Annotated in this window: 22 protein-coding genes; 12 read left to right on the top strand and 10 right to left on the bottom strand. The window is 61.1% G+C overall.

Going from position 1 to position 25,122, the window contains the following annotated elements:
• The first annotated feature begins 85 nt into the window (after positions 1 to 85).
• Genes HV765_RS02385 through HV765_RS02395 form a run of 3 tightly spaced genes read left to right on the top strand, consistent with a single transcriptional unit; the run spans position 86 to position 2,834 of the window.
• On the top strand, positions 86 to 769 hold the full coding sequence (locus HV765_RS02385; RefSeq protein WP_175168647.1) for a response regulator transcription factor: 684 nt from the start codon (positions 86 to 88) through the stop codon (positions 767 to 769).
• Positions 759 to 2,042, top strand: a complete 1,284-nt coding sequence (locus tag HV765_RS02390) for an ATP-binding protein (protein WP_175168648.1) — start codon at positions 759 to 761, stop codon at positions 2,040 to 2,042. The genes HV765_RS02385 and HV765_RS02390 overlap by 11 nt, the downstream gene beginning before the upstream one ends.
• A gap of 45 nt (positions 2,043 to 2,087) precedes the next feature.
• Entirely contained in the window at positions 2,088 to 2,834 is a 747-nt protein-coding gene (locus HV765_RS02395; protein ID WP_175168649.1) for an SDR family NAD(P)-dependent oxidoreductase, read from the top strand.
• 76 nt (positions 2,835 to 2,910) lie between these two features.
• Here the strand turns inward: HV765_RS02395 and HV765_RS02400 are convergent, their stop codons facing one another.
• The gene (locus HV765_RS02400) at positions 2,911 to 4,029 is read right to left on the bottom strand and encodes an IS4 family transposase (protein WP_175168650.1); all 1,119 of its coding nucleotides are present in this window, start codon (positions 4,027 to 4,029) and stop codon (positions 2,911 to 2,913) included.
• Positions 4,030 to 4,593: 564 nt separating this feature from the next.
• Between HV765_RS02400 and HV765_RS02405 the strand changes: the two genes are divergently transcribed.
• The 5 genes from HV765_RS02405 to HV765_RS02425 all read left to right on the top strand — a co-directional run bounded on the left by HV765_RS02405 (position 4,594) and on the right by HV765_RS02425 (position 9,599).
• Entirely contained in the window at positions 4,594 to 5,412 is an 819-nt protein-coding gene (locus tag HV765_RS02405) for a class I SAM-dependent methyltransferase (protein ID WP_175169474.1), read from the top strand.
• 103 nt (positions 5,413 to 5,515) lie between these two features.
• The gene (locus HV765_RS02410) at positions 5,516 to 6,463 is read left to right on the top strand and encodes a sensor domain-containing diguanylate cyclase (RefSeq protein ID WP_054426886.1); all 948 of its coding nucleotides are present in this window, start codon (positions 5,516 to 5,518) and stop codon (positions 6,461 to 6,463) included.
• Between the two features lie 25 nt (positions 6,464 to 6,488).
• Positions 6,489 to 7,097: a pentapeptide repeat-containing protein gene (locus HV765_RS02415; RefSeq protein ID WP_254600409.1), complete on the top strand. Its 609-nt coding sequence runs from the start codon at positions 6,489 to 6,491 to the stop codon at positions 7,095 to 7,097.
• A 116-nt stretch (positions 7,098 to 7,213) separates the two neighbouring features.
• Positions 7,214 to 8,152 (top strand): alpha/beta fold hydrolase, encoded by a 939-nt coding sequence (locus HV765_RS02420; protein WP_175168652.1) that lies wholly within the window; start codon positions 7,214 to 7,216, stop codon positions 8,150 to 8,152.
• Positions 8,153 to 8,438: 286 nt separating this feature from the next.
• Complete coding sequence (locus HV765_RS02425; protein ID WP_175168653.1) at positions 8,439 to 9,599, top strand: GGDEF domain-containing protein; 1,161 nt, start codon at positions 8,439 to 8,441, stop codon at positions 9,597 to 9,599.
• Positions 9,600 to 9,774: 175 nt separating this feature from the next.
• Here the strand turns inward: HV765_RS02425 and HV765_RS02430 are convergent, their stop codons facing one another.
• From HV765_RS02430 to HV765_RS02450, 5 genes are all read right to left on the bottom strand, one after another.
• A complete protein-coding gene (locus HV765_RS02430; protein ID WP_054426883.1) occupies positions 9,775 to 10,233 on the bottom strand; it encodes a carboxymuconolactone decarboxylase family protein in 459 nt (152 codons plus the stop codon).
• 97 nt (positions 10,234 to 10,330) lie between these two features.
• Complete coding sequence (locus tag HV765_RS02435; protein WP_054426882.1) at positions 10,331 to 11,305, bottom strand: tripartite tricarboxylate transporter substrate binding protein; 975 nt, start codon at positions 11,303 to 11,305, stop codon at positions 10,331 to 10,333.
• 96 nt (positions 11,306 to 11,401) lie between these two features.
• Complete coding sequence (locus HV765_RS02440) at positions 11,402 to 12,403, bottom strand: cyclase family protein (protein WP_175168654.1); 1,002 nt, start codon at positions 12,401 to 12,403, stop codon at positions 11,402 to 11,404.
• 95 nt (positions 12,404 to 12,498) lie between these two features.
• Entirely contained in the window at positions 12,499 to 13,707 is a 1,209-nt protein-coding gene (locus HV765_RS02445; protein WP_175168655.1) for a CaiB/BaiF CoA transferase family protein, read from the bottom strand.
• 37 nt (positions 13,708 to 13,744) lie between these two features.
• A complete protein-coding gene (locus tag HV765_RS02450) occupies positions 13,745 to 14,575 on the bottom strand; it encodes an HpcH/HpaI aldolase/citrate lyase family protein (protein WP_175168656.1) in 831 nt (276 codons plus the stop codon).
• 86 nt (positions 14,576 to 14,661) lie between these two features.
• Here HV765_RS02450 and HV765_RS02455 point away from each other — a divergent pair, with 86 nt between their 5' ends.
• Positions 14,662 to 15,546 (top strand): LysR family transcriptional regulator, encoded by an 885-nt coding sequence (locus HV765_RS02455; protein ID WP_175168657.1) that lies wholly within the window; start codon positions 14,662 to 14,664, stop codon positions 15,544 to 15,546.
• Here HV765_RS02455 and HV765_RS02460 read toward each other — a convergent pair.
• A complete protein-coding gene (locus tag HV765_RS02460; protein WP_175168658.1) occupies positions 15,543 to 17,207 on the bottom strand; it encodes a sensor domain-containing diguanylate cyclase in 1,665 nt (554 codons plus the stop codon). The two genes, HV765_RS02455 and HV765_RS02460, sit on opposite strands and share 4 nt — an antisense overlap.
• A 300-nt stretch (positions 17,208 to 17,507) precedes the next feature.
• Between HV765_RS02460 and HV765_RS02465 the strand changes: the two genes are divergently transcribed.
• Positions 17,508 to 20,261 (top strand): autotransporter family protein, encoded by a 2,754-nt coding sequence (locus tag HV765_RS02465; protein WP_175168659.1) that lies wholly within the window; start codon positions 17,508 to 17,510, stop codon positions 20,259 to 20,261.
• A 238-nt stretch (positions 20,262 to 20,499) separates the two neighbouring features.
• Here HV765_RS02465 and HV765_RS02470 read toward each other — a convergent pair whose 3' ends face one another.
• Positions 20,500 to 21,444, bottom strand: a complete 945-nt coding sequence (locus tag HV765_RS02470) for a glycosyltransferase family 9 protein (protein WP_175168660.1) — start codon at positions 21,442 to 21,444, stop codon at positions 20,500 to 20,502.
• A 422-nt stretch (positions 21,445 to 21,866) separates the two neighbouring features.
• A complete protein-coding gene (locus tag HV765_RS02475) occupies positions 21,867 to 22,658 on the bottom strand; it encodes an AraC family transcriptional regulator (RefSeq protein WP_338060085.1) in 792 nt (263 codons plus the stop codon).
• 100 nt (positions 22,659 to 22,758) lie between these two features.
• Here HV765_RS02475 and HV765_RS02480 point away from each other — a divergent pair, with 100 nt between their 5' ends.
• Both HV765_RS02480 and HV765_RS02485 read left to right on the top strand, forming a co-directional pair.
• Complete coding sequence (locus HV765_RS02480; RefSeq protein WP_175168661.1) at positions 22,759 to 23,376, top strand: MSMEG_1061 family FMN-dependent PPOX-type flavoprotein; 618 nt, start codon at positions 22,759 to 22,761, stop codon at positions 23,374 to 23,376.
• A gap of 162 nt (positions 23,377 to 23,538) precedes the next feature.
• Positions 23,539 to 23,910, top strand: coding sequence for a hypothetical protein (locus HV765_RS02485; RefSeq protein WP_175168662.1), 372 nt, complete (start codon positions 23,539 to 23,541; stop codon positions 23,908 to 23,910).
• Positions 23,911 to 24,414: 504 nt separating this feature from the next.
• Here HV765_RS02485 and HV765_RS02490 read toward each other — a convergent pair.
• A complete protein-coding gene (locus HV765_RS02490) occupies positions 24,415 to 24,840 on the bottom strand; it encodes a hypothetical protein (RefSeq protein ID WP_175168663.1) in 426 nt (141 codons plus the stop codon).
• Positions 24,841 to 25,122: the final 282 nt, after the last annotated feature.

The following is a 25,122-nucleotide window of genomic DNA, read 5'->3' on the forward strand; positions in this document are numbered from 1 at the left end:
AGAAAGAGAAAGGCCATCCATCGGTCAAGGCGACCGATAAAGGCCCCTACAATATGCGATTGATTTCCATTCCCCGCCTTGCTCCATGCGCGTTCTAGTCATCGAAGACGACCCCGACATTCTGGCCAACATCACCCATCACCTGACGCGGCGCGGCTATATCGTGGACTGCGCGGAAGACGGGCAGCGGGGCTACGCGATGGCGGCCGAAGGCGGGTTCGACCTGATCGTGCTGGACCTGATGCTGCCGCGGCTGGACGGCTACGAGCTTTGCCGCCGCCTGCGCACCGAAGCGGCGTGCGACACGCCCGTGATCATGGTTACCGCGCGCGACACCCTGGATAACCGCCTGACCGGCTTTGACGCCGGCGCGGACGATTACCTGGTCAAGCCCTTTGCGTTAGCCGAGCTGGCCGCACGGGTCAAGGCGCTGCTGCATCGCGCAAGCGGGGCGAGCGCGGCGCGCGTGTTGCGCGTGGGCGATCTAACGCTGGACACCCGTACCTTGGCGCTGGCGCGCGCGGGCCAAGCTTTGCGCCTGCCGCCATCTCCGCTGCAACTGCTGACTTTGCTGATGCGCGCAAGCCCGGCAGTGGTGCATCGGGGCCGGCTGGAAGAAGCGCTGTGGCGCGACTCGCCGCCCGACAGCGACAGCCTGCGCACGCACATCCACCAGATCCGCCAGGTGGTCGACAAGCCGTATGACACGCCGCTGTTGCACACCGTGCACGGCATTGGCTACCAGCTGCGGGCCGCGGATGGGACGTAAGCACGCGGCGCGGCGCGGGCTGGCGCGGCATCTGGTGCTGACCTATGTGGCGCTGGCCTTGCTGGTGGCAGGCTTGCTTACGTGGCTGTCGGTCTGGAGCGTGGGCAAGCTGGAAGCGCACCTGCAACGCATCGACATGGGCATGGCGGTGGAGCGGGTTCGGGGCGATTTCCTGGCGGGCATAGACCCGGGGCGGCCCAACCGGTTCTTTCACGGCGCGCCGGGCAGCGACGCGTTTCCGGATTGGTTGCGACGGCTATCGCCGGGCTTTCACAAGATTGAACGTGCGGGCCGCATCTGGCATGTGATGGTGGACGACCAGAACGGCCAGCGCTACATGCTGCTGCGTGACTACACCGACTATGAACAGAGCCAGGTGGCGTCGCACTGGGCCGCGGTGAGTGGGCTGGCGGGCAGTTTGGCGCTGGCGTTTGTGCTGGGCATTCTGGCCACGCGGCGGCTGTTGCGGCCCTTGTCGCGATTGGCCGCGCAAGTCAACACGCGCGGCGAGCAGCCCCCGCAGACACGGCTGGCCGAAGACTATCCGCCAGACGAAATCGGCCAGTTGGCCGCGGCGTTCGATGCCACGTACAACCAGCTTGAGCAGGCGCTGCGGCGCGAACAGCTCTTCACCGCCGATGTCGGCCATGAATTGCGGACGCCGCTGATGGTGATCTCCAGTTCGTGCGAGCTGTTGCGTGAAGAACAGACCCTGGATGCAGACGGGCAAGCGCGGCTGGCGCGCATCGAAGCCGCCGCGTCCGACATGAGCGACCGGCTCGACACCTACCTGATGCTGGCTCGCGGGGGGGATGCCGCCGAACGCTTCGCCCGCGAAAGCGCGGTGAGCACGGCACGCGGACAACTCGCGGCCTGGGCCGCCGTCGCGCAACGCCGGGGCATGGACCTGACGCTGGAGGAGGCCGGCGCCGACACGCTACCCCTGCAATTCCCCGCGCCGCTATTGCGTGCGGTGTTGTCCAACCTGATCCGCAACTCGCTTCAATACGCGGGGCCGCAGGCGCAGGTCGTCATCACGGCGGGGGCGGATTTCATGCAGGTGGCCGACAACGGGCCGGGCATTCCGGCCGAACGCCAAGAGGCGATCTTCAGCCCCTTCGTGCGTGGCGAACAGGCGGATGCCGGCAACCTGGGGCTGGGCCTGTCGTTGGTGCAGCGTATCTGCGCACACCAGGGTTGGCAGGTGTCGTTGCAGTCAGCGCCGGGGCGCGGCAGCGTGTTCCGGGTGGAGCTTGCCGCGCATGTGGCATGACGCAGGGTAGGTAAACTCTACGCTTCACTTTCATTTGACTTCGCTATGCCTCAACCACAACGTGTTGCGCTTATTACCGGGTCCACCTCAGGTATCGGAGCGGCAATAGCACGCCGGCTGTCTCGGGATGGCTATGCGGTGGTTTTGCATTCGCGCAGTTCTGTGGATGCAGGCATCGCCATGGCGCGTGAGCTGGGCTTGGCGGCGTATGTGCAAGCGGACCTGGCTGAAGATGCAGACCGGATACGGCTGGTGCAAGAAGCGGTTGCGCATTGGGGGCGCCTGGACGTTGTCGTGAACAATGCGGGAATCAGCCACGTGATTCCCCATGCCGATATGGCGGCTGCAACGCCCGACGTATGGCGCGAGCTGCATGAGGTCAATGTCATCGCGCCGTTTCGTATCGTCGCAGAAGCCGAGGCCGCACTGCGCGCCTCGGCTGCGGCTTCCGGCGTGCCGGCTTGCGTGATCAATGTGAGTTCGCATGCAGGCGTGCGTCCGAAAGGGGCGTCCATCCCCTATGCCGCGACGAAGGCCGCGCTGAACCATGTCACGCGCTTGCTGGCGGTGTCACTGGCCCCGGACATCCGCGTGAATGCCGTCGCGCCTGGGCTGGTGGATACGCCGTTGACCGCAAACTGGACGCAGGCTCAACAGTTATGGCGGGAGCGTGCGCCAATGCGCCGGGCCGCGAGCCCCGAAGATATTGCCCAAGCGGTTTCAATGCTTGTTGAATCCAACTATTTGACGGGCGAAATTCTGCTGTCTGATGGCGGATTGAATCTGACGTAGGGCATATCGCGGTCAGACTGCACCTATGGCTCCGACATCACATAAGGCAGTCAGACTCTGAGGTTTCCCCACGAATTTATCGCGACCCTTCAATCAGTTCGGCGGTGCTCACTGGTGTTCGCAAGAGCCCAAGTACTGACGTTTCGGTCAAGGCCAGCGTCCGTTCGGCATAGATCATGGCCCCAAGCGTGAGCAGCGAGATGGTCGGCCGGTCTTTCCGGTTGTTGGATTCATAGGCCGGTCTCAGCTTTCGGCTCTCGGCCAATTTTCCGACTAGCCACAACAAGAACGTCGCTAACGCGTGGATCAGCAACAAGATCTGCAGACGCGCGGCACCTGCGCTTTGACTATCCTCTAACGCGAACCCGAACTGATGGGATTTCAAGCTTCGGAAGGTGCATTCGATACTCATGCGCTTGCGGTAGACCTCAACAATTTCACGCGCATTCGTATCGGCCAGCGACGGCGATGCACACAGCAGCCAAGGTTCGCTTTCTCGCCTGGCGCAGACCTCGCTGTGGCTGCTGCGCTTGCGCTGCTTGAACTGAGTCAGTGCTTGACGCTGCTGCGGCGGCTTTCGATACAGCACAAGCCGGGTTTGCACGGGGCAGGAGCGGATCATTTGTTGTTCGCCCAGGTCCTGAGGGCGCGACCTGGCGGTTGCATAATCCGCCGTGCAACGCCGCCACGGTTCGTCGCCCGAGCGCAGAAACGTGCGCCCGCGGACGCGCCCCACCCAGTGCCAGCCCAGTTGATTCAGATAGGCAAACCATGGTCCCCGGAACCCCGCGTCGGTCACGATAATCGGCCGTAGCCCTTCGGGCAGCAAGGACTTGAGCTTGCTCAGAAATGTCCGCTCAACACCCGGCGAGTTCTGATCGCGCAAGGGATGAACGCTCTCGTAGATAGGCATGGCAGCGCCGCGTGTCCATAGTGCTGCTCGCAACACCAGCCAACTTCGATCCGCCTTCAAATCAGACCAGTCCACCAAGATAACGGGGCGCTTGATCCCGGCCATGAACTGGCGGCACAGCAGTCGATAGAACATGGAGCGCTCGCTATGCAGATGACGGTTGCCAAGCAGCCGGTCTACGCGCTTGATCCGATGCCGTATCGCTTTTGCCCAGTGGGCAGTCCGCGCGCCAGTCCGCTGAGTGTCAACCGTCGCGTTGCCATCGCACTTCGCACCATGCACATCAAGGCCTTGAGTCGGCTCAAATGTAGGCCAGGGATCGAATCCTGGAGCAGTTTCTGCAATACTCCGACTGCGTGCATGGCCTGGTATTCCTTCAAACGGTTTGGTCGCCTGATGAAGGGTATAAGACTGGTGCCATGCACGCCCCAATCAACGTCAGCCGAACCGTTTGACCCTGCCTCGCCGCGCAGGCCGTTGATTCACAATGAATTTCGCTGGAAATTCGTGGGGAAACCTCAGAGTCTGACACCTGTCGCTCTGGGCCAGGGAGCGCACAGTGTAACGCCCCGCCACCACGCGGCGGGCTTCCGATCCGTAGCGGCCAGCCGCTATGGCGCAGCGCAGCGCGCATGAATCCGTCACTGCTCGGCGGGCTGACAAAAGTGGCTCGGCGTCGCAAGCATTCAGGCGTATTATTTTTGGCAGGCGTCTTTGCGCGTACTTGGCATGCTCTATTCAAAGGCATGCTTCGAGACCGGCCGCATGATCTCGCCACCCAGGCCGACAACCGGGCAAGCCGAGCCCCCGTTGGGCGGCCACATCGATGGTTTTTGGAGTGTCATCATGAACACCTCCAGTGGCGGCCGCGCCTTTGCCGGGCCCATTCCTCAGTTGTACGAGCAGTACCTGGTTCCCATGATCTTCGACCCGTACGCGAAAGATATGACCCGGCGAGTCGCGTCTATTGCGCCGATGGCCGTCCTGGAGATCGCTGCGGGGACGGGCGCGGTCACGCGCCATCTGGCGACGCAGTTGCCCGCTGCCGTCTCCATCGTGTCGACCGACCTGAGTCAGGAAATGCTCGATCACGCCATCAGCCTTGGCACAAGCCGCGCCGTGACGTGGCGGCAGGCCGATGCAATGAACCTTCCGTTTCCCGATGGCGCCTTCGATGCGGTGGTGTGCCAGTTCGGCGCCATGTTCTTCCCGGACAAGGCGGCAGCCTTTGCCGAAGCGCACCGGGTGCTGCGGCCAGGCGGGACGTTCTTGTTCAACGTCTGGGATCGCATAGAGGAAAACGAATTCGCGGATTGCGTTACGCAGGCGATGGCGAACCTGTTCCCGGATGACCCGCCTCGATTCATGGTGAGGCTGCCGCATGGCTACTACGACCAAGCGGTGATCGGCAACGCGCTGGCGCAAGGCGGGTTCGCGGGCGCCATCGCGTTTGACACCGTCGCGACGCAAAGCCGGGGCGAGTCGCCACGAACGGTCGCCGTCGCCTATTGCCAAGGCACGCCGCTGCGCAACGAACTCGAAGCGCGCGACGCCTCAATTCTGGGCGAGGCAACGGACATCGCTACCGCCGCGATCCAAGAACGCTTTGGCGCGGGTCCCGTCACGGGCAAGATTCAGGCGCACATCATTTCGGCAAGAAAGTAGGGGAACGGCGCTTTGGCTGCCGGCCAAGCCCGGCCGGCAGCTTCCCATGGCAGACGGCTCAGGCTACAGTCGCTCGTTGACTTGGACCGAGAAGGGATGGGGTATGCGCGACGTAAGCCCGCTTTCAGATGACAACGCGGTGTACCGGACTTTGCTGGAATCGACCAAAGCGATTCCTTGGAAGATCGATTGGGCCACGATGAAATTCGCCTACATCGGCCCCCAGATCGAGGCGTTGCTGGGCTGGAGCGCCGACAGTTGGGTGAGCGTGGAAGACTGGGCCATGCGCATGCACCCGGAAGATCGCGAGTACGTGGTGAATTTCTGCGTCACGCAATCCCAGGCCGGCGTCGACCACGAGGCCGACTACCGGGCGCTTACCAAAGACAACGGCTATGTCTGGATTCGTGATGTGGTGCACGTGGTGCGCAATGACCAAGGTGAAGTCGATTCGCTGATCGGCTTCATGTTCGACATCACCGAACGCAAGAAGACCGAAGAAAAGCTGCTGAGCTTGCAGAAAGAGCTGGAGGTGCTGTCGTTCAAGGATGGCCTGACGAACATTGCCAACCGGCGTCGCTTTGACAGCAGTTTTGAATTGGAATGGGAGCGTGCGCGCACCGAGCGCCAGCCCTTGTCCGTATTGCTGCTAGACGTCGATTTCTTCAAGCAATACAACGATTTGTATGGTCACACGCAGGGTGACAAATGCTTGGTGGAGATCGCGCAGACGCTCAGTTTGGCCTTGGATGGATCGCGTGATCTGGTGGCGCGCTACGGCGGCGAAGAGTTTGTGGTGCTGCTGCCCGGCGCCGATGCCGAGGTCGCCCGCAAAGTCGCGGAACGCTGCCAGCGCTTGCTCGAGAAGAAGTCCATTGTGCATGCGCTGTCGCCGCATGGCCGGCGCGTCACGGTCAGCATCGGAGCGGGTACGTGGGTGCCAGGCAAGCAGGCTGACCGCGCAAGTTTCATCAAAGCCGTCGATCAGCAGCTATATGCGGCCAAGAATAACGGGCGGGACCGCATTGAGCACGTGCAGTGGGAAGCCTGAGTCCCGATTGAAGAGGGTGAGTCTGATGGCTTCCAAGTTTTCTAAAAGATGGACGGCAGGTCAATTAGCGGCGCTAGAAAAAATCCTTGCCGATGCGGCTCGCAAAGCCAATCTCGGACCCATGCCTGAATCTGATTTTGGTTTGACCGACGACGGGAAGGTTGATTTCAGAGGGGCCGTTTTGCGTGAGGCGGTCAGATATCTCCGGGTGTCCAACGTCGACTTCTCCGACCTGGTATTCCAGGAAGGAGCCAGCATCAATGAGTCTGAACTCACTGATTGCAGGCTGGATCGCATTGATATGCGGAATGTATTCGTAAGACGGCGCTTTGCGCGCTGTAGTTTTCTAGGCGCCAAGCTGGGCGGCGCGCGATTAGGCGGTGTATTCAGTGATTGCACGTTCGAAGGCGCCACGCTATCCAAGGCATTCGCAACCGATGTCAGATTTGAACGGTGCATATTCACGGGGGCCACGCTGTCCGGCGTGCACTTTATCAGCTGCACCTTCGATCAGTGCGTGTTCGATGGCGTCAAGAAGTTAAGCGGCTCCGTTGCGGGCAGCCGTTTTATTGGTGAGAGTGTGCAAGCGCATCTATCGGACTGCATCGTCGATAACGTCCGCTTTGCAAGTTGATGTTGGTTCCCTGATACCAACGCGACATTCCCGTCGCCGCGGATCTACCCGCGCCCGCCGCAGCAAAGCCTCACAGAATCTCGGGCGTATCTGGTCCTATAAACAGGAGTTCCGAGATGAAAAGTCGCTTTGCGTTGGCGGTAGCGCTGTTGGCCGGTGTGCTGTGCGTCACCCATGCCGCGGCACAGCCGGCATTTCCAGGCAGCTTAAAGAGCCAGACCATCACTATGGCGGACGGCGCGAAGATTTTCGTCCGCTCCGGTGGCGCCGGCCCCGCCGTGGTGCTCATTCATGGGTTCGGCGACACGGGCGACATGTGGGCGCCCCTGGCGAAAGAGCTCGCGAAAACGCACTTGGTGATCGTGCCGGACTTGCGTGGCATGGGGAAATCGTCCAAGCCCGCCAGCGGCTACGACAAAAAATCGCAGGCTGTCGACATACGCACGGTGGTGACGGCGTTCAAGCAGGACAAGACCGCCGTTGTCGGCCATGACATTGGCACGATGGTTGCCTATGCGTATGCGGCCAGCTACCCCGATAAAGTCGACAAACTCGTCTTGATGGACGCACCCGTGCCGGGCATCCCGCCTTGGGACCAGATCATCCTGTGGCCCGCGCTATGGCACTTCAACGCGGGCGGCCCAGACTTTGAGCGGCTGGTCGCCGGCCGCGAACGCATCTATCTGGACCGCTTCTGGAACGAGTTTGCGGGCACGCCTTCAAAGATCGATGAGGCCACGCGACGCCACTACACCAAGCTTTATGCCCAGCCGGGCGCAATGCGCGCCGCCTTCGCGCAGTTCAACACCATCGCCAAGAACGACGTCGCCGACAACATCGCGTTTTCAAAAACCAAGCTCGCCATGCCCGTGCTCGCCATCGGCGGAGAGAAGTCCTTCGGCGACAACATGGCAATCGTCATGCGTAACGCCGCGACGAATGTGCGCGGAGAAGTGGTGCCGGGGGCAGGGCACTGGCTGATGGAAGAGAGCACCGGTGCGACGGTCGGGTTGATAGGCGGGTTTCTAGCCGTTGACGCCCAACCTGGCAAATAACGCTTCAACTGACGCAACGATCAAGCAGGCTGGTTGCCGAGCAAGTCGGCCTCAATAAAGCAGTCAGACTGCAATATCCAAGGCAGTCAGACTGCAATTTCCTTGACTGCAATTTCCGTTCAATAAGGCAGTCAGACTGCAATTTCCCAGTTTGCAATTTCCGTTCAATTGCAGTCTGACTCCTATTCTTCCCTTGACCTGGCTCGACATTCCCCGGTTAATGTCGCTGCCCACGGCCGAGCAGCACGGGCGCAGAAATTTCTCTTCCCCTTTCCACGTCCCTCCTATGGTTGCAACCACTCTCGTCGCCATGCTGTGCGCACACCTCTTGTGCTTTTCAGGCATGTTCTTGCTTATCAGTCGCCGCTTGCCCGGCAACAGGATGGGGATGGATTTTTTCGCGGTGGGCAATCTACTGCTGGCCTTGGCCTATATCCTGCAACTGGTTGAAGGGCGGCCCGCATGGAGCGTGATGAGCGTCGTCAACCATACCCTCACGCTGGCCGCCCCGATCGCCTACTGGCTTGGCGCCATGCGTTTTTTTGGGCGCCAAGTTCGATTGTGGCGTTCACTGCTTCTCTTTTCCGTGGGTTATGCGATTGCGCAATGGCTGGTGCAATGGAACGCTGGACCCACCGCGCGTTACGCGATGCTTGCGGCGACGGCGACGGTGGTTTTCTTTGCAATGACCATCACCGTGATCTACGGCGTGCGCACTTTTGCAAAAGACTTGTACGGAGAGATGATTTTCTTTGCGCTGCTGATAAGCGGAATCTGTGTTCTCAACGCATTGAAATTCTTGAAAATTGTAGATGACGGCTTGGATGCGCTGCAGATGGACAGCCGCTTTCAAATGATCTTCTACATCTACATGTCAACCCTGGCGACCATCGTGCCGCCTTCCATAGTCTGGCTCGTCCTGCGACGGCTGACGGATAGTCTTCGCAACATGGCGGCGCGTGATCCCATGACAGACCTGCTTAATCGCAGAGGCCTTCTGGATGCGCTCACCCAGTATTTCAATTCCAGAAATGCCGAGCCAGCGCGCCTGCTGCTGTTGGATGTCGACCATTTCAAGCGCATCAATGACACCTATGGCCATCAAGCTGGGGATGAGGTCATATGCCAAGTTGCGGATTTACTTCGCTCGGCAGTTCGCAGTGGCGATTTGACGGGCCGTATCGGCGGAGAAGAGTTTGTGGCGATCTTCTTGGAAACTGACGACGATCGTGTGAGCTACCTGGCGGAGCGCCTGCGCGCCAGCGTGGAAAGCCAGGCAATCAAAGTGGCCGGTTCGGATAAGGGTCTGCGTTGCACGGTCACCATTGGAATTTCACCGCCATTTCAGGGCGCGCATGGCCTTGAAGATGCACTTCGGCAGGCCGACTCCGCCCTCTACAGAGGCAAGGCGGCGGGGCGCAATCGAATCGAATTGGCCGCCTGTTAAGGCATTGCCCGCGACACTGATGACGTCCGCCGCATAGCCCAGATCGAGCATGATCTTGATCAAGCGTTCCGGGATAGCGATTTCATCCTCGACCATCAGCGCGGGGCTGGGAAGGTTCGGCGTGGCGGGCAGCGTGTTGTTGGGCTTGGTTTTGCTCAGGGCGCTGCGCCGGCGCTCAAGCAGGCTCGTCGCCGAACAGGTCGGCCTGGCGCGGGTCTGCCGAAGTCAGGTCGTATCCGATCTCTGGAGCCACTTCTCGCAAAATCGCCTGCGCCAGGTTGAACGCGGTATTCGCCGCGGGCACGCCGGCGTAGATTGCGTTCTGCAGCAGTACCTCTTTCAGCTCGTCTGGCGTCAGGCGCGAGTCGTCGGGGGCCGTGAGCGCGGCGCGTACGTGCAGCTCGAATTCCTCCCAGCGCGCCAGCGACAACGTGACGGCCAGCACCATCATGCGGCGCGACTTGCGCGCCAGGCCGTCGCGGCTCCAGATGTCGTGCCAGGCGTAGCGCGTGATCATGTTCTGGTATTCGGCGGTAAAGCTGGTGGCGCGCGACAGCGAGCGTTCCACCCAGGCGTCGCCCAACACGGCGCGGCGGTTGGCCAGGCCCTTTTCGAAATCGTCTTTACGGCTCATGGTGTCTCCTGCTGTAGTGATTCGGGGGGAGCTTAAACGAGAAACGCCGGCGCGCATGTTTTGCGCGCCGGCGTTGCGGGCATCCGTTGCGCCGCGATCAGTTCACGTTGATGTTGTTGGCCTTGACCAGAGCATCCCAACGCGTTTGCTCATCGCCGACAAACTTGGTGAAGTCGGCTGAGCTGCTGCCCACGGGCGTGAGGCCGAGCTTGCCCAGCTTCTCGCGCGTTTCCGGACGCTGCAGCGTCTTCTGAATCACGTCTTGCAGCTTGGCAACGACGTCGGGCGGGGTGCCGGCCGGCAGGAAAAAGCCGTTCCATTCGACCACATCGAAGTCCTTGAAGCCGGCTTCAGCCACGGTAGGCACGTTGGGCAGTTCGGGCATGCGCTTGGCCGACGACACGGCCAGCGCCTTGAGCTTGCCGGTGGTGACGTAGTTCAGGCTGGACGCCGCGTTGGCGAAGTAGACGTCGACCTGACCGCCCATCACGTCCACGATGGCCGGGGCGCCGCCCTTGTAAGGCACGTGCACCGCTTCGATCTTCGCGTCTTTCTTCAGCAGTTCACCCGCCATCTGCGCCAGGCTGCCCGGACCGTAGGACGCGTAGGTGTAGCGGTTGGGGCTGCCCTGCGCGGCCTTGATGAAGTCGGGCAGCGTGTTGAAGGCCGAGGCGGGCGCGGCCACCAGGATGTTGGGCACGCTCACGGCCTGCGACACGGGGATGAAATCCTTCTTCGCGTCATAGGGCAGCTTGCGCAGCACCGGGTTGATCGAGAACGCCGAGGCGTCGTAGAGCACCGTGTAGCCGTCGGCCTTGGCACGGGCCACGAAGGCGGCGCCGATCGAGCCGCTTGCGCCACCCTTGTTTTCGATGACCACGCTTTGGCCCAGCACTTCACCCATGCCTTGCGCGATGATGCGCGCGGCGTTGTCCGCGCCGCCGCCGGCCGAGTAGGGCACGACCACGGTGATGGGTTGCGACGGATAGTCGGCCGCGATGGCGGCGCCTGCGAAGCTCAGGCCAAAGCCGGCGACGAGCGCGGCCCGGATCAGGGTTGTTTTGTTTTTCATGTCTTCTCACTTCTCCCGTGCAGGGGGGTACAAACGGATTGGAATAATGGTGCATGGCGCGACCGCTGCGTGTCCGGCCCGATAGGCCGGCAGCAATCAGACGGTCGCGATGGGGTTGACCGGCGCGCCGACCAGACCAGGCACATACATCGGTGCCGCGGTCAGGAAGAAGGCGTGCCGGCTCCGCTGTCGCAGCCAATGCGCCAGCGGGGTCAGGTGCCAGAGCTCGCCCAGCGGCAAGCCCAGCTTGAATAGGCACTGTTCGTGCAGAGGAAGCAACGGGCCGCGTTCGGCGGTCAGGCTGTGGTTGCGCAATTCGACCGCGTGATTGTCGGCCGCGATGGCGGCGATGCGGCTGTTCTTGATCCAGGCCAGCAGCTCGGCGTCATCGCCGTCCAGCACGCAGCAACTGGTCTTGAGCCGATGCTGTTCGTCGTCGGACAGGGTCAGGGCAAGGTCGGCCAGACCGGTGTGCAGGCACAGCACGTCGCCGGGCCGCACGGTTACGCCGTCGGCCTGCATCACGCGTTGCAGGTCGGCCAGGCCGATCTTGCGCTGTTCGTCGCCAAAGTGTGCGCGCAGGTCCACCATGACGCCGCGGCCCTGGATGCCGTGACGCGCCATCGGCGCGATCGACAGGTCGCGCGTGCCGGTGAAGCCTTCGGTGGCGGGTTCGCTCACGGTGAAGCCGTTGTAGCCGGTGGGCTGCGCATCGCCGTTGCCCTGGGCATCGTAGAGCGAGCCCACGTGGCCAAGCGCATCCCACTGCGTCGAGTATTGCGGCGAGATCGTGACGCTGTCGTCGCTGATGACGTCAGTCGCGCCAGGCACGTCGGTGGCCAGTGGATAACGGTAGACGGGCACGCCGTTCTTGTCGGCAGGGCGAATCACCGGGCCTTTGCGGCGCGGGTTCAGCACGGGCGCGCGCGGCACCGTCAGCGGCAGGCTGAGCGAAAACGAAATGCCTTCACGCACCTCGGCAATTGCGGCAAGACGCGTCTGCGCATCCAGATAGTTGAGCGTGCCGAGCTGGTCGTCGTCGCCAAAATCACCCCAGTTCGACCCGGCGGGCCGCTGGTGGTATCGCTGTTGGCTCATCGCCCTGTCTCCTCGCGCCGCGTTTTATATGGCGCGCTTTGTTCTTCAGGCCGGCGGCTGGGCCGCTGGCGTTTTTTCTTATCGCGACGGTGCGTTCAGCGCACCGCCTCCCGGCCCATCAAGGCGTCGATGTCCTGCTCCCCGTAGCCCAGGCCGGCCAGGATTTCCCGGCTGTGTTCGCCTAGCGTCGGTGCGCCGATGCGGGCGGGAGCAGCGGTATCGTGCACCGTGCCGTCAGGCGCGAAGTGCGCCCACTGGGCCAGCCCGACATAGTTGCCGGCCGCGGGGTTGGACAGGGACTGCATGAACCCCATGGCCTGCACCTGCGGATGGTCGAACATGTCTTCGACGCGGTTGACCACGGCGCAGGGCACGCTTTGACCGAACAGCTCGGCCCACTCGGCAGCGCTGCGCCGCGCCAGCGCTTCGCGCACTTGCGGGATCAGCACCGCAGCGTGGGCCGCGCGTCTCTTAACGGTATCGTAGTCAGGGTGCTCCGCCAATTCGGCCAGCCCCAAATGGCCGCACAGCGAACGCCAGAAGTGCGGTGTGTTCGCCGAGATGTACAGATGGCCTTCACGCGTGGGGTGAATGCCGGTGATGCCGCCCGAGCGCATGTCGCGTTCGATGCGGCGCGGTTCGTTCTCGGCCCACACCAGACGCGCCGACTGCATCGCCAGCGCGCTGCCCAGCAGCGACACCTCAATGGCCTGGCCGCGGCCGGTCTTCTCGCGTTGATACAGCGCGGCAGCCACGCTGTTGGAAATCAGGGCGGCGCCGTAGTAGTCGACCACCGAACCGTAAAGGATCTCGGGCGGGCCATCGGCCTTGCCTTGTGAGGCGCACATGCCCGTCATGGATTGCAGTACCTGGTCGTAGCCGGCGTGGCCCGCCATCGGGCCGGCTGCGCCGTAGCCCGTCATGGCGCAATACACCAGGCGCGGATTGATCGCCGCCAGCGTGGCGAAGTCGATACGCAGGCGCTCGGGCACGCCCGGACGGAAGTTGTGGACCAGCACGTCGGCCTCGCGCACCAGTCGCGTCAGCACTTCGTAGCCGGCCTCGTCCTTCAGATTCAGGCACAGCCCGCGCTTGTTCCGGTTGATGCCAAGGAAGGCGCGGCTTTCGCTGGCCAGCGTCGACGGATACTTGCGCAGGTTGTCGCCTTCGGGCGGTTCTATCTTGATCACTTCGGCGCCCATGTCGCCCAGCAGCGCGCAGCCATAGGGGCCGGCGATGTAGGCGCTTAGGTCCAGCACTTTGACGCCGGAAAGGGGCAGGGCAGATACGGGTGGGTGTTGCATCGTGCGAGTCACTCTGTCTTGCGGATTAGGAAGGGGCTTAAGCGTGGCCGGCGGCCAGCAGCACGTCTTCGGCGCGGCGCACGAAAGGCGCGTCGATCATGCGGCCATCGAGCAGGAACGCGCCGATGCCCGCGTGGGCGCGGCTGGCTTCGACCACGCGGCGAGCCTGTTCGATCTCGTCAGGCGAGAAACCGAATTCCTCGTTGGCGACGGCGATCTGGCTGGGGTGGATGCACGACTTGCCCAGAAAGCCCAGCGAACGCGCCAGGCGCGCCTCGGCGCGAAAGCCCTCGATGTCTTTCACGCGGGCATAGGCGGCGTCCAGTGCGAACTTGCCGGACGCGCCGGCCGCCAGGCGCACCGCCAGCAAGATCGGGCGCAGCGTTTCGGGCGCATACCGCGCGATGCCAAGCGGCTCGAACAGGTCGGCCAGGCCCAGTTGCAGGCCGCAAACGCGCTCGTGCGCAGCTGCCAACTCGGCGGCGCGGGCCAGCGCCTGCGGCGTTTCGATATTGACAAGAAAGCTGCCCTTGAACCCGGCGGCGCTGGCGCGCGATACCGCGTCCAGCACCGAGGCGGCGTCCTGGGTCTTCGGCACGTTCAGGATGTCGAACGGCACGCGGCCCAGCACGGCCAGGTCGTCGGCGTAATAGGGGGTGTCGGAGGCATTGATGCGGACGATAATTTTCTTGGCATGCGCGGCGCCTGCCTGCTTGCCGAGCCAGTCGGCGAGTATGGTGCGTGCTTCAGCCTTGCGTTCCGGCGCGACGGCGTCTTCCAGGTCGAAGGAAATCGCGTCGGCGGCGCTGGCCATGGCCTTATCGAACAGTTCCGGACGTGATGCCGGAACGAACAGCTTGCTTTTCATGGTTGTCTCCTGGGCCGCATTGTGGCCCGGGTACAAGCACGGTGGGGCGAGCTTGGTTACGATCAAACGATAGAATATCTATCACTATGAACACCGACTTTCTCCAAACGCTGGTCGCCGTGGCGCGCCACGGCTCCATGGCCGAGGCCGCGCGCCGGCTAGGTCTTACGCATGGCGCGGTCGCGCAGCAGATACGCGCGCTAGAGCAGGAGCTGGGCGCGCCGCTGGTGGCGCGCGCCGGCCGCACCGTGCACCTCACCGCCAAAGCGGCCGAATTGCTGGCGCCGGTGCAAGAGGTTTTGGCGAGCCTGGAACAGATCCGCTACCTGGCGCGTTCCGGTGAAGTGATGGGCGAGCTGCGGCTGGGCGCGGGCAACACCGCGCTCAACTCCATGGTGCCGGCCATCTTGGAATGCCTGGTGGCGCGACATCCGCTGGTGAACGTGGCGCTTACGCCGGGCCATTCGGCGCGTTTCTACCCCGCAGTTGAGGCGGGCGAACTGGACGCGGCCATCGCGCTAGAAGCCCCGTATCCGCTGGCCAAGAGCCTGGGCTGGCAACTGCTGCGCGAAGAGCCCTACGTGCTGGCGACGTCGCCGCGGCTGGCTGGGCGCGATCCGCATTCCCTGCTGGCCAGCGAGCCCTTCATCCGTTACCAGCGCAATGACTGGGGCGGCCGCCACGTCGACGACTACTTGAAGCGAGTGGGCATCACGCCGCGCGACCGCTTCGAACTCAACGCCATCGAAGCCATTGCGGTGATGGTCAGCCGCGACCTTGGCGTGGCAATCCTGCCGCTGGCGACCAACGGCGCAATCGGGCGGCTGGGTCTTGCGGTGTCGCCGCTACCAGCGCCCTGCGAGCCGCGCCGCTTCGGACTGATCTGGCCGCGCGGGTCATCGCGGCTGGCGCTGATCAAGGCCTTTCGCGACATCGCGATTGTGGAGTACGGCAGGGCGGGTGGAGGCTAGGATGCTTGGACCATCGGGTTTGCATATTCCTGAGACGTTTGACGCGCCCGCCGTGCCTGTTTGTCTGCGTACATAAGCTGGTCGGCTTCCTTGAGTGCAGCTTGTAGCGAACTGACAGCAGGGTCCACGCTGACAATGCCAAAGCTTGCACCGCGATAGTCGAGACGACATTCGCCCAAGGTATAGGTACCGATCAGCGGAAGGGCCAACCGGCTGCGCATCTCGGCGACGACCCTTTGCGGGTCGTCGGACGTGGACGGAGCCACTAGCCCAATCACCACGAACTCGTCGCCACCCCATCGGCCCAGCATATCGCTCGCCCGTAGCCCAGCCGACATGCGCCGGCCCACCTCGATCAAAAATCTGTCGCCGGCCTCGTGTCCGTAGGTGTCGTTGATCGGCTTGAACCCATCCAGATCGATAAACGCCACCAAAACCCATTGTTGCGTCCGCTTGGCCAGAACGAACAACCGATCCAGCTCAGCCAACACCGCGCGTCGATTCGGCAGGCCGGTCAGCGCGTCATAGTTGGCCGCATACCGTTCATCCTGTCGGCGCATCAAGATTTGGCTGGCCACATGACCGGATAGCAGGATCAAGATCAAGCCCACTACCGCGACCAGCGCTGCCATCCAAAAATGCTGTTTTTGCATGGGAGCCAGGTGCTCCAACGACGCCAATGTGAGCAACTGATATTGCGTACCCGACAGCGGCTGTTGCCGCAGCAGATAGGGCTTGCCGTCGATAAGCCACTGGTCGGCACGGTCTGAACCGCCTGTGGGGCGCACATCCATGAGTTCGCCTGGCTCTTCCTCGCCGTCCGGTGGAAGTACCGTGCCAGGCGGAAGAAGCGTTGCGACGTTGCGCAGCATGAACGGCTCTGACGACGCCGTGATCACGCGCCCTTGGCGGTTTACAAGCAGCGCAACATGGCGCCCGGTCAGATAAAGCGCCACCTCCGGTGCGTCAAACTTGACCGTGACTGAGCCCAACGGCACATCGTTCGAGTCCTCGATACGACTAGCCACGAAATAGGAGGGGGATTTGTTCAGACGAGCGATACCGAACGAATGGCCATTGCCGGTGCGCAACGCGTCAATGAGGTAGGGCCGGCCCGAGTAGATCATGCCCACGATGCTGTCGGGCTCGGCCCAATTGCTGGCCGTCACGGTGTCGTCCGACATGTTGTTCATGTAAATGCGCGCGTAGCGCAGATCATTGGCCAGCGCGTTCATGACGTCGCCGACCCTGCGCACCAATGGGTCGCGCGTGAACTGCGCAGCGCGCTCCTGCCGGGTCAGCGCGGCGGCGCCTGGCGCGTCCGTGCGATAACGAATGGCGAGTTCAATCACCAGGCTTTGCCGCGCCACCATATTGGCCACGCTCACCATCTCGGTGAATAAGCGGTCCATCACGCGCACGGTCGTTTTAGCTTCGTATTCGGCGCTGGCCGCCAGGCTCGCTAACTGGGCTGTCACGATCCTCTGCGAAATCCACCACCCCAGGCCGGCCACCAGCGCCAACCAGGCGATGGCCAAACTGAGTGTCACCCGGCGCACTGTGGGCCGCAGCGGTTGTTCTTGCCTGCCTCGTTGCAGCGACACGTCGTTCCCCTTACGAGCTAATCGTTCAAAACAACTCGCTTTAACGTTCGTGGCCATCTTGCTCCTGCGTGGAGTGTAGGCATCGACGGGTCGGGTGAACGCGCATCGACGTTTTGCAGCCTACGCATCTTGGCTCGTAGGGGCAAGAGCTATCCAGCCAGACAATATCGCGCGAGATTATCTCCGGTCTTTTTATTGACAATCTTTGACGGTTGAATGTGGACGATGCACTGCAAACACGATGCATAAACACGTCATGCGACGCGTTATTCGCTGAGGGTAACCCCCTATCAAGATCGCGCGCTGCATGCCGTAGCTACAAGGTGTTGTTCCTGTTTATTTTGCGAAGGAATTTCTGTGGTCAGCGAGAAATGTGGTCGCGTGGGGTGGTCAAAATGGATAATCCTAGCCGCATCTGCGGCCAACTTCGCGAACCCGGCGAACGCTCAAACGGTTTCCAGTACCGGCGAAGTGCTCCCCGGGCCGGCCCAAACGCCGAATTGGCTGGTGGGAGGCGATCTGGTCGTTGGCGATTCCGTTAGCGGGACGTTGACCATCAGCGGTGGCGGTTCCGTCGTCAATGATTGGGCCTTCATTGGCAACCTCAATGGTGGCGTGGGTTCCCTAACGGTGTCAGGCCGTGACGGCCTTGGCACACCGTCCACGTGGACCAGCCTGGCCCAGGTGTATATCGGCAACGAGTCTGGCAGTAATGGCGAACTCCGCATTCTGGACGGCGGCTTGGCGCGAAGCGCATCGGGCAGCATTGCGAGCCAGAACGGCAGCGTCGGCAGCGTTGTCGTATCCGGGCCGGGATCAACTTGGGAACTTGACACGCTCTACGCGTTCGAAATCGGCGCGAACGGTAACGGTACGCTGCAAATCGACAACGGCGGCGCCGTCCAGAGCGGCCAGGCGCTGATCGGCGGCGGCCCCGGTAGCCAGGGCAGCGTAACGGTGTCGGGACCTGCATCCAGCTGGAACCCGTTCAACAATACCTACGTAGGTTTCGAGGGCCTTGGCGACCTGCAAGTCCGGGAAGGCGCCTCCGTGCGCACCGTCGGATCGTCCGCGCCAGGCGCCGCCGCAACGATCTACGTCGGCTTCCGGGCTGGCAGCGTTGGCACGGTGACCGTATCGAGCACGACCGCCGATGTCTCGACGCTTACTGCCAGCGATCGCATCGATATCGGCTCGGCAGGCACCGGGACGTTGAACATCGCCAAGGGCGGGCTGGTGGTTGCCACCAGCGATACGCGGCTCACCGTCAGCAGCACCGCTACAGGCACGCTGAACCTCACTGGTGGTGCGAGCGGCCGCGGCGTGCTGGAGACCGGCTCGGTCATCAAGGGCCCCGGCAATGCCACCTTCATCCTGGATGGCGGCGTGCTGCGCGCTCTGCGTGACAAGGCCAATTTCCTCAATGGTTTCCTGACGCAGGCGATCGGAAGCGAGGGGGCCTCGTTCGACACCAACGGGTACGAGGTGGGCGTGATGACCGCGTTCTCGGGAACCTCCAACCTCAACAAGCTGGGTGCCGGCAGGCTGACCTTGTCGGGCAACAGCGCCGCCTTCACGGGAAACACCGATATCCAGGCCGGCACATTGCAGGTCGATGGCGTCCTGGGCGGGCCGGTGAACGTCCTGACGGGAGCACGGCTGACCGGCATTGGGCGCGTCGGCGCGACGGTCAACCAGGGCACCATCGCTCCGGGGCCGCGCAGCGGCTTCGGCACCCTGACCATCGCCGGCAACTACACGGCTCAGGGCGGCAACCTGGAGATCCGCACCCAGCTTGGCGGCGACAACTCGCCAACCGATAAATTGGTAGTCACGGGCGACACCGCAGGCGCGACACCGGTCAACGTCCAGAACATGGGAGGCGCTGGCGGGTTGACTCAACGGGGCATACAGATCGTGCAGGTCAACGGGGTCTCGGCGGGGCAGTTCAACCTGGCTAACGGCGACTATGTCATCCAGGGGCGTCCGGCCCTGGTGGCCGGCGCCTACGGCTATGTCCTGCAACAGGACTCATCCGACGGCGGCTGGTATCTGCGATCATCCCTGACCGATCCCGGCACACCGCCAACCGGTCCCGGCACACCCGCCACCGGTCCTGGCAGGCCGCCCACCGGTGGCGTTTCGCCGGGCGCCGAACCGCCCTTGCTGTATCAGCCCGGTGTGCCTGTCTATGAAGCCTACGCCAACACACTGCTTAACCTGAGCCGGCTGCCCACCCTGCGCCAGCGGGTCGGCAATCGCCTCTATGATTCGGCGGATGTTGGCCGCAACGGCGTATGGAGCCGCGTGGAGGGCACGACGAGCCGGCTTGAGCCTTCCACGTCGACCACTGGCGCACGCCAGGACATCGACAGCTGGAAGGCGCAATTTGGTGTCGACCGTATCCTGGCCGGTCAAGAAGAAGGGTCCCGCCTGGTGGGCGGCATCGCCTTTCACTACGGCAAGGCCGACACACACGTGTATTCGGCGTATGGCAACGGCACGATCGACACCACGGCCTATGGCCTGACACCGACGCTGACCTGGTATGGCAAGAATGGCCTCTATATCGACACCCAGGCCCAAGCAACCTGGTTCGACAGCGACCTGAATTCCCGGCTGGCCGGCAAGTTGAAGGGCGGCAACCACGCCAACAGTTACGGGCTCGGTATCGAAGCGGGCAAGGCGTTCGGATTGAGCGAGCGACTGGTCCTGATCCCGCAGGCGCAGCTGACCTACGTATCAACCCGCTTCGACAGTTTCAACGACAAATTCGGCGCGCATGTTGAAAGCGACAAGGGCGACAGCCTGCTGGCCCGCGTCGGTATCGCGCTGGACTACACAAGCAATTGGCAAACGGGTGGCGTGAATCGGGAATCGAGCGTCTACGGCGTCGTCAATGTGAAACATGAACTCCTCGACGGAACCCGTGTGCGCGTGGCCGGCGTGCCCGCCGTCAGCCGCATGGCGCGCACCTGGGGCAGCGTTGGGGTGGGCGCAAATTACGGATGGGGTGATCGCTATGCGATCTACGGCCAGGTCGACGCCGACGCAGATTTCTCCGGCAGCTCCATCGTTACGGCGACTGCGGGTTTCAGAATGACGTTTTAGACCGGCGTATGTGGAGGGCTGGGCGTTTGATTAGTTAGAGGCCATGGGTCTGTTGCGGGAAGGGGGGGAAGGTATTCCGATACCACTGAATTGTGGGTGTTTGGGTATTAATCTCGAGTGGATGGAATGGGTCGGGAGCGGACGTGGGCGATAGTCGGCTTTCGGCTGTGCATTCAAGCGGTCACTGCTCGCCTTCGCGAAAAGCTGCGCTGCCAACCCCGCAACGGGTGAGTTTTCTTCACGAGAATCTGGGCTCGGCGAGGACGTCCAGGCACGCATGGAAGACACGCGCTGGCTCGATGGAGTTGATGTCTGCCGTTCCGTTGTCCGGGACTACATCACGCGTGTACCTTCGCGCCCAGAACCACTCTGGATTTGGTTCATTGAAGACGCCCACATAGGGAACGCATAAGCCCTGAGCGATGTGCGATGGGCCGCAATCGTTCGACACGACCAAGCGGGCGTTGTGCATCAGCGCGGCGAGCTCCGCCGCTGGCCGACAAAACTCGACATTGAAGTCGTTTCGACCCAGGCGGTCTAAACGCTGGCGCATCGCTCCTTCGTCAGGCCCAAGGACAAAGGTAAAGCTGGCGGACCCGCCGAACTGCTTTTTAAGAAGATCCGCGAGCACAAGATAGCGCTCCAGGCTCCACCGCTTGAAAGCCCCAGATCCGCCTCCCGGCATCAGGATTACGTCCGCCGGCTTCACCCTCGCTACATGCGGGCTGGCGATCTCCAGAAAGGCGTTACGCGCCGTTCGTTCAGGCTCATGATCCTGATACGTTGCGAGTAAACGAAGATTTGCAAGGCCGATGTACTCGTTGATGTCTTTGCGATGAGAATGGGTCCACACTCGATCGCACAAACGGTCATTATCGAACCCGATGCGCAGCGCGGGCCTCCGAATCAAGCTGATCAGCGAGTAGCGCTCGCTAGAATGGTGCAGGCTCAACGACGCGTGGGCGCCGGGAGGTAACGCGCGTACCTGCGCCGGGAACGTGTCAGCCTGTACGAACTCGTCGACCCATGGAAGGTGATTGTAGAAATGCCCTACGGCGTAACGAGACACCACGCGAACCCGCTTATCGCCCCAAAACTGCTTCAGCAGGCTAAGCGCTGGATACGCTACGATCTGGTCGCCGAACTTCCGACGGCTCCTGAGGAAGACCACAATGTCGGACATGACCTACCTAGACGAATGATGGATTCGGGAGGACGCAGGCAACGTACTCATCTAGCCAAACTCTGGACGCGCGCCCTATGTGCAGCCACTAGCTCTCCGAGATTATGGAAAGGAGAGCGTTAAATTCCTAATGAAATTTCGCTGATGGACCCGCAAAATTATCCAATGCGTTTTTTTAGGGGCACATTGGGTGAGGCGGGCAGAGGCAAACGGGTTCTCCTCGTAATCTCGGTGATTGTAATGGCGGCCATACCGGTAGCTGGCGGACGCTAAAGTGTTTCGTATCGGACCTCCGAAGTGAAGTCATTAACCGCTTCGATGCTTGCGAGGCCCTATGACCTGCCCCCAGATTTAGTGGGTCGCAAGCCGCCGTCGGTAACGGGGTCCGTTTTCGGCTGCACAGCCAAAAGCAGCCATGAACGCTAGATGTTCTCTGCCAGATAGCGTCCGGGTGTGACACCAAATGTTCTTTTGAATAGCGCAATAAAGGCACTGACATTGTCGTAGCCCAGTTCAAGAGCGATTGTTGTCACCGTTTTTCCGGCAGCCAATAACTCCAATGCACGCAGTAAGCGTGCCCGCTGTCTCCACGCGGTGAAGGTAAGTCCGGTTTCATCCACGAACTTACGGCTCAGCGTGCGTGATGTGATATGCCCCCAAAGCGCCCACTCTTCTAACGAGCGTTCATCAGCAGGCTGTTCGGTAAGCGCAATGGCGATACGTTGCAATCGGCTATCCGCAGGCATGGGAAGCCAGAACGTGTCCGCTGTGGATTCTCCAATTTCATCCAGTATGACTTGAGCCAAACGCAGTTGGCTCGGTCTTAATACGCCCGTTTCCCAGGCGCCCGCGCGGAGTACCGCCTCTCGTAGCAGAGGGCTCACTTCGATGACGCGCGGCTCCTTGGGAAGGCCAATACTGGATTGGGGGGATACATAGACACTCCACCCATTGAATGCGCCATGCGAGCGACCTTCATGCATCACCGATGGTGGAATCCATACACCACGGGAACATGGCACAACCCACGTCCCCATGTGCGTACGCACGCTCAGCAGACCAGACAACAAACCGAACAGTTGCCCGCTGGGGTGGTGATGTGGGCCAGATTCTCGGAATGTGCTTTCACTGCCGACAACGGAAATCAATGGCGGATTGCTTCCGTCTACAAAGCGTGCCTGGTCCAACTTATCGATAAAAGTGATTGATGACACGGATTGGCGTATTTGAGCTATTCAATGGCAGAAGTAGTCTATCACCACCACCGTTATTGGCCATATGCTTCATCTGAGATTCTTAAACGTGAGCACAGAGATGTCCCAACAACTGACCAATATCGCCCAGCTGGCGCAGATGTATGACCCGCCCTCGGAGAGGATTACTAAAGGAGTGCTGCCGCATTTGATGCCATTCCATCGTCAGTACCTTGGTGTGGCAACCTTTTTCTGTGTGGCTACCGGTAATGCCGACGGTCTGGATGCATCGCCGCGCGGGGGACCTCCCGGCTTCGTACATGTGCTCGATGACAAGCACATTGCGTTTGCTGATTGGCCCGGAAATAACCGCATAGCGTCCCTGACAAATCTTGTTGAGGATGACCGCATTGGCATGCTCTTTCTTTTCCCAGGGCTAGAGGTGTTTATGCGCATCAACGGCCATGCGGCCATCAACACGGACGAAGCCTTGCTTGAATCGTTAAAGGAAAAAGACAAGAGACCAAAATGCGCAATTGTCGTCAGGATTGACGAAGTGCTCTTTCATTGCGGAAAGGCGATTAACCGGGCGCAGCTTTGGGCGGAATCATCACGAATAGAACGAGACCAAGTCCCCACGCCAGGCCAGATTGTTGCCGCGATGACGGGCGCTGGAGCCGATATGACGCAGCAGGTGGACGAGGGTTACTACAAATCTATACGCAATGACCTGTATTAGCCTGCTGCATCGACTACAGGCCTGAAGCAGGCTTATCGGCCGTGGGAATAGTTCAGACTGACGTGAACATTTGAGCGGAAAATATTGCCGAGTTCCGAGCTTTGGTCCTGGGCCGGATATCGTCCAATGATTGGTTCGTCAATCAAAGTAATAGGTGGAGCTATGTACAAGGTTGAAGTCCCGACGATGACCATGGGCCGTTCGTTCGTGAAACAGGGCCAAACCAGCCAGACCAATGCCTCTTTCGCTGATGCGCTTCAAGACGCGCAGCGCGGCGTTGACCGACTCCAGATCAAGAAGTCCCCTCCAGTCTTGTCTGACGCTGAACAGGAACTCCAAGACTTCGTGGCCATGAGCCCCGAAGAGCGCTTTTTTGACCTGACCCTGCGGTCGCTTGGCATCTCGAAGGAAGAGTACGCCGCGATGAGCCCAGCAGAAAAAGAAGAAGTGGCGCGACTTGTGCAACAGCGCATCGCAGAACGAATTAAAGACAATGCCAACAATGGGCGAGCTTCAACGTTTGAGCTCGCCTAGGCCGTAATTTTTTGCCGGACGCCTGGCCTCCTGCCGTCGTTTGACTGTAAGGCTTGCGGCGGGTGCGCATCTACAGTCGCTTCGGTATTCGACCAGAGGATGTTCTCGTGATCTGGTGGAGGTCGACAAAGGGAACTGGTCCCTCGGCAATGCTGTCGAGCAATATGCTTGAGCGCCTGGACTCCTGAAGTTGAAATTTTTGCGGCCCCGGCCCCGGCCCCGGCCCCGGCCCCGGCGTCGGATGATTGGCTGCTGTGGGGAGAGGCGGGTGGCCGTTACGCGCGGAAGCGGACGGCTATGACCGTCGGCTCACGGCCACAAGCAGTTGTTCAACTTGCATACCTCAAGTCTCGAGTTGTGGCCCTTGCTGGCCGTCTCAAGAAGGCTCCAATCCAACGAAGTTCATTGGATGTCGAGGCCGAAGCTTGCTGCCGATGCCGTCCCGTTGGTGTTAACCCATGTGAGATGGGTTACACAATAAAAATCAATTCAACGGGTTCTAATCTATGCCGTTATTGAAAACCGAGATTGCGAAGCGGAAGAGGAAGATGCTTTTAAATCCAAAATCTCCCCGCCCACAGCCTTCGCTATTATTGCGGCACGAATCGATCCCAAATTGCTAGAGGCATCACTCGGAAGATCCAGGCCTTTCAGTTGTTCGGCATAGTGATCGGTAATCTCTATGACGCCAGACTTATAAATTGTCGCAACACGCTGATCGCCCTTCATAACAGCCTTAACTGCATTTTGGGGCGAGTTGTCGGCTTCAATGCGAGCCATGCCTCGTTCCACTGCTTCCGCTTTGCGCAGCGCTTCAGCCGAAGCCTCTAAATTATGAGCAAAGTTAGCGGTCGGTTTGACCAGCGGAAGATTCAGGTCCGCAATGCTGCGCGACTTTACCGTTAAAGGTATGCCTTTGGAAACGTCCATAAAACGAACCTCCCTCTGTTAAATATTTCCAATCACTGAAAAAGCAGTCCGACTGTTGAGTCAGACTGATCCATCAGTCAATTCTACGAATCCCTGAACCGCATTAATGCACGAAATAACGTCCACCTTTATGGCTATTTGTGCCATAGCGTGCAGACGTGCAGCAACCGCCCGGAATGTTCCTGTTATGCATTGATGGCCATGCCTTGGCCTGGACAGATCCACATGGTGCCGCGCTGCAATGGCTGTGATCCAGCGATTTCTTCGCTGATCAACGTAGAA

This window comes from Achromobacter kerstersii (genome assembly GCF_902859595.1).
Classification (GTDB): domain Bacteria; phylum Pseudomonadota; class Gammaproteobacteria; order Burkholderiales; family Burkholderiaceae_B; genus Achromobacter; species Achromobacter kerstersii.

Excerpts from the sequence above, each read along its gene's own strand:
- HV765_RS02470 (WP_175168660.1), bottom strand. The coding sequence starts at position 21,444 with ATGTCCGACATTGTGGTCTTCCTCAGGAGCCGTCGGAAGTTCGGCGAC.
- HV765_RS02425 (WP_175168653.1), top strand. The coding sequence starts at position 8,439 with ATGGTTGCAACCACTCTCGTCGCCATGCTGTGCGCACACCTCTTGTGC.
- HV765_RS02455 (WP_175168657.1), top strand. The coding sequence starts at position 14,662 with ATGAACACCGACTTTCTCCAAACGCTGGTCGCCGTGGCGCGCCACGGC.
- HV765_RS02395 (WP_175168649.1), top strand. The coding sequence starts at position 2,088 with ATGCCTCAACCACAACGTGTTGCGCTTATTACCGGGTCCACCTCAGGT.
- HV765_RS02390 (WP_175168648.1), top strand. The coding sequence starts at position 759 with ATGGGACGTAAGCACGCGGCGCGGCGCGGGCTGGCGCGGCATCTGGTG.
- HV765_RS02490 (WP_175168663.1), bottom strand. The coding sequence starts at position 24,840 with ATGGACGTTTCCAAAGGCATACCTTTAACGGTAAAGTCGCGCAGCATT.
- HV765_RS02385 (WP_175168647.1), top strand. The coding sequence starts at position 86 with ATGCGCGTTCTAGTCATCGAAGACGACCCCGACATTCTGGCCAACATC.
- HV765_RS02450 (WP_175168656.1), bottom strand. The coding sequence starts at position 14,575 with ATGAAAAGCAAGCTGTTCGTTCCGGCATCACGTCCGGAACTGTTCGAT.
- HV765_RS02430 (WP_054426883.1), bottom strand. The coding sequence starts at position 10,233 with ATGAGCCGTAAAGACGATTTCGAAAAGGGCCTGGCCAACCGCCGCGCC.
- HV765_RS02410 (WP_054426886.1), top strand. The coding sequence starts at position 5,516 with ATGCGCGACGTAAGCCCGCTTTCAGATGACAACGCGGTGTACCGGACT.
- HV765_RS02485 (WP_175168662.1), top strand. The coding sequence starts at position 23,539 with ATGTACAAGGTTGAAGTCCCGACGATGACCATGGGCCGTTCGTTCGTG.
- HV765_RS02415 (WP_254600409.1), top strand. The coding sequence starts at position 6,489 with ATGGCTTCCAAGTTTTCTAAAAGATGGACGGCAGGTCAATTAGCGGCG.
- HV765_RS02445 (WP_175168655.1), bottom strand. The coding sequence starts at position 13,707 with ATGCAACACCCACCCGTATCTGCCCTGCCCCTTTCCGGCGTCAAAGTG.
- HV765_RS02480 (WP_175168661.1), top strand. The coding sequence starts at position 22,759 with ATGTCCCAACAACTGACCAATATCGCCCAGCTGGCGCAGATGTATGAC.
- HV765_RS02440 (WP_175168654.1), bottom strand. The coding sequence starts at position 12,403 with ATGAGCCAACAGCGATACCACCAGCGGCCCGCCGGGTCGAACTGGGGT.
- HV765_RS02435 (WP_054426882.1), bottom strand. The coding sequence starts at position 11,305 with ATGAAAAACAAAACAACCCTGATCCGGGCCGCGCTCGTCGCCGGCTTT.
- HV765_RS02460 (WP_175168658.1), bottom strand. The coding sequence starts at position 17,207 with ATGGCCACGAACGTTAAAGCGAGTTGTTTTGAACGATTAGCTCGTAAG.
- HV765_RS02420 (WP_175168652.1), top strand. The coding sequence starts at position 7,214 with ATGAAAAGTCGCTTTGCGTTGGCGGTAGCGCTGTTGGCCGGTGTGCTG.
- HV765_RS02405 (WP_175169474.1), top strand. The coding sequence starts at position 4,594 with ATGAACACCTCCAGTGGCGGCCGCGCCTTTGCCGGGCCCATTCCTCAG.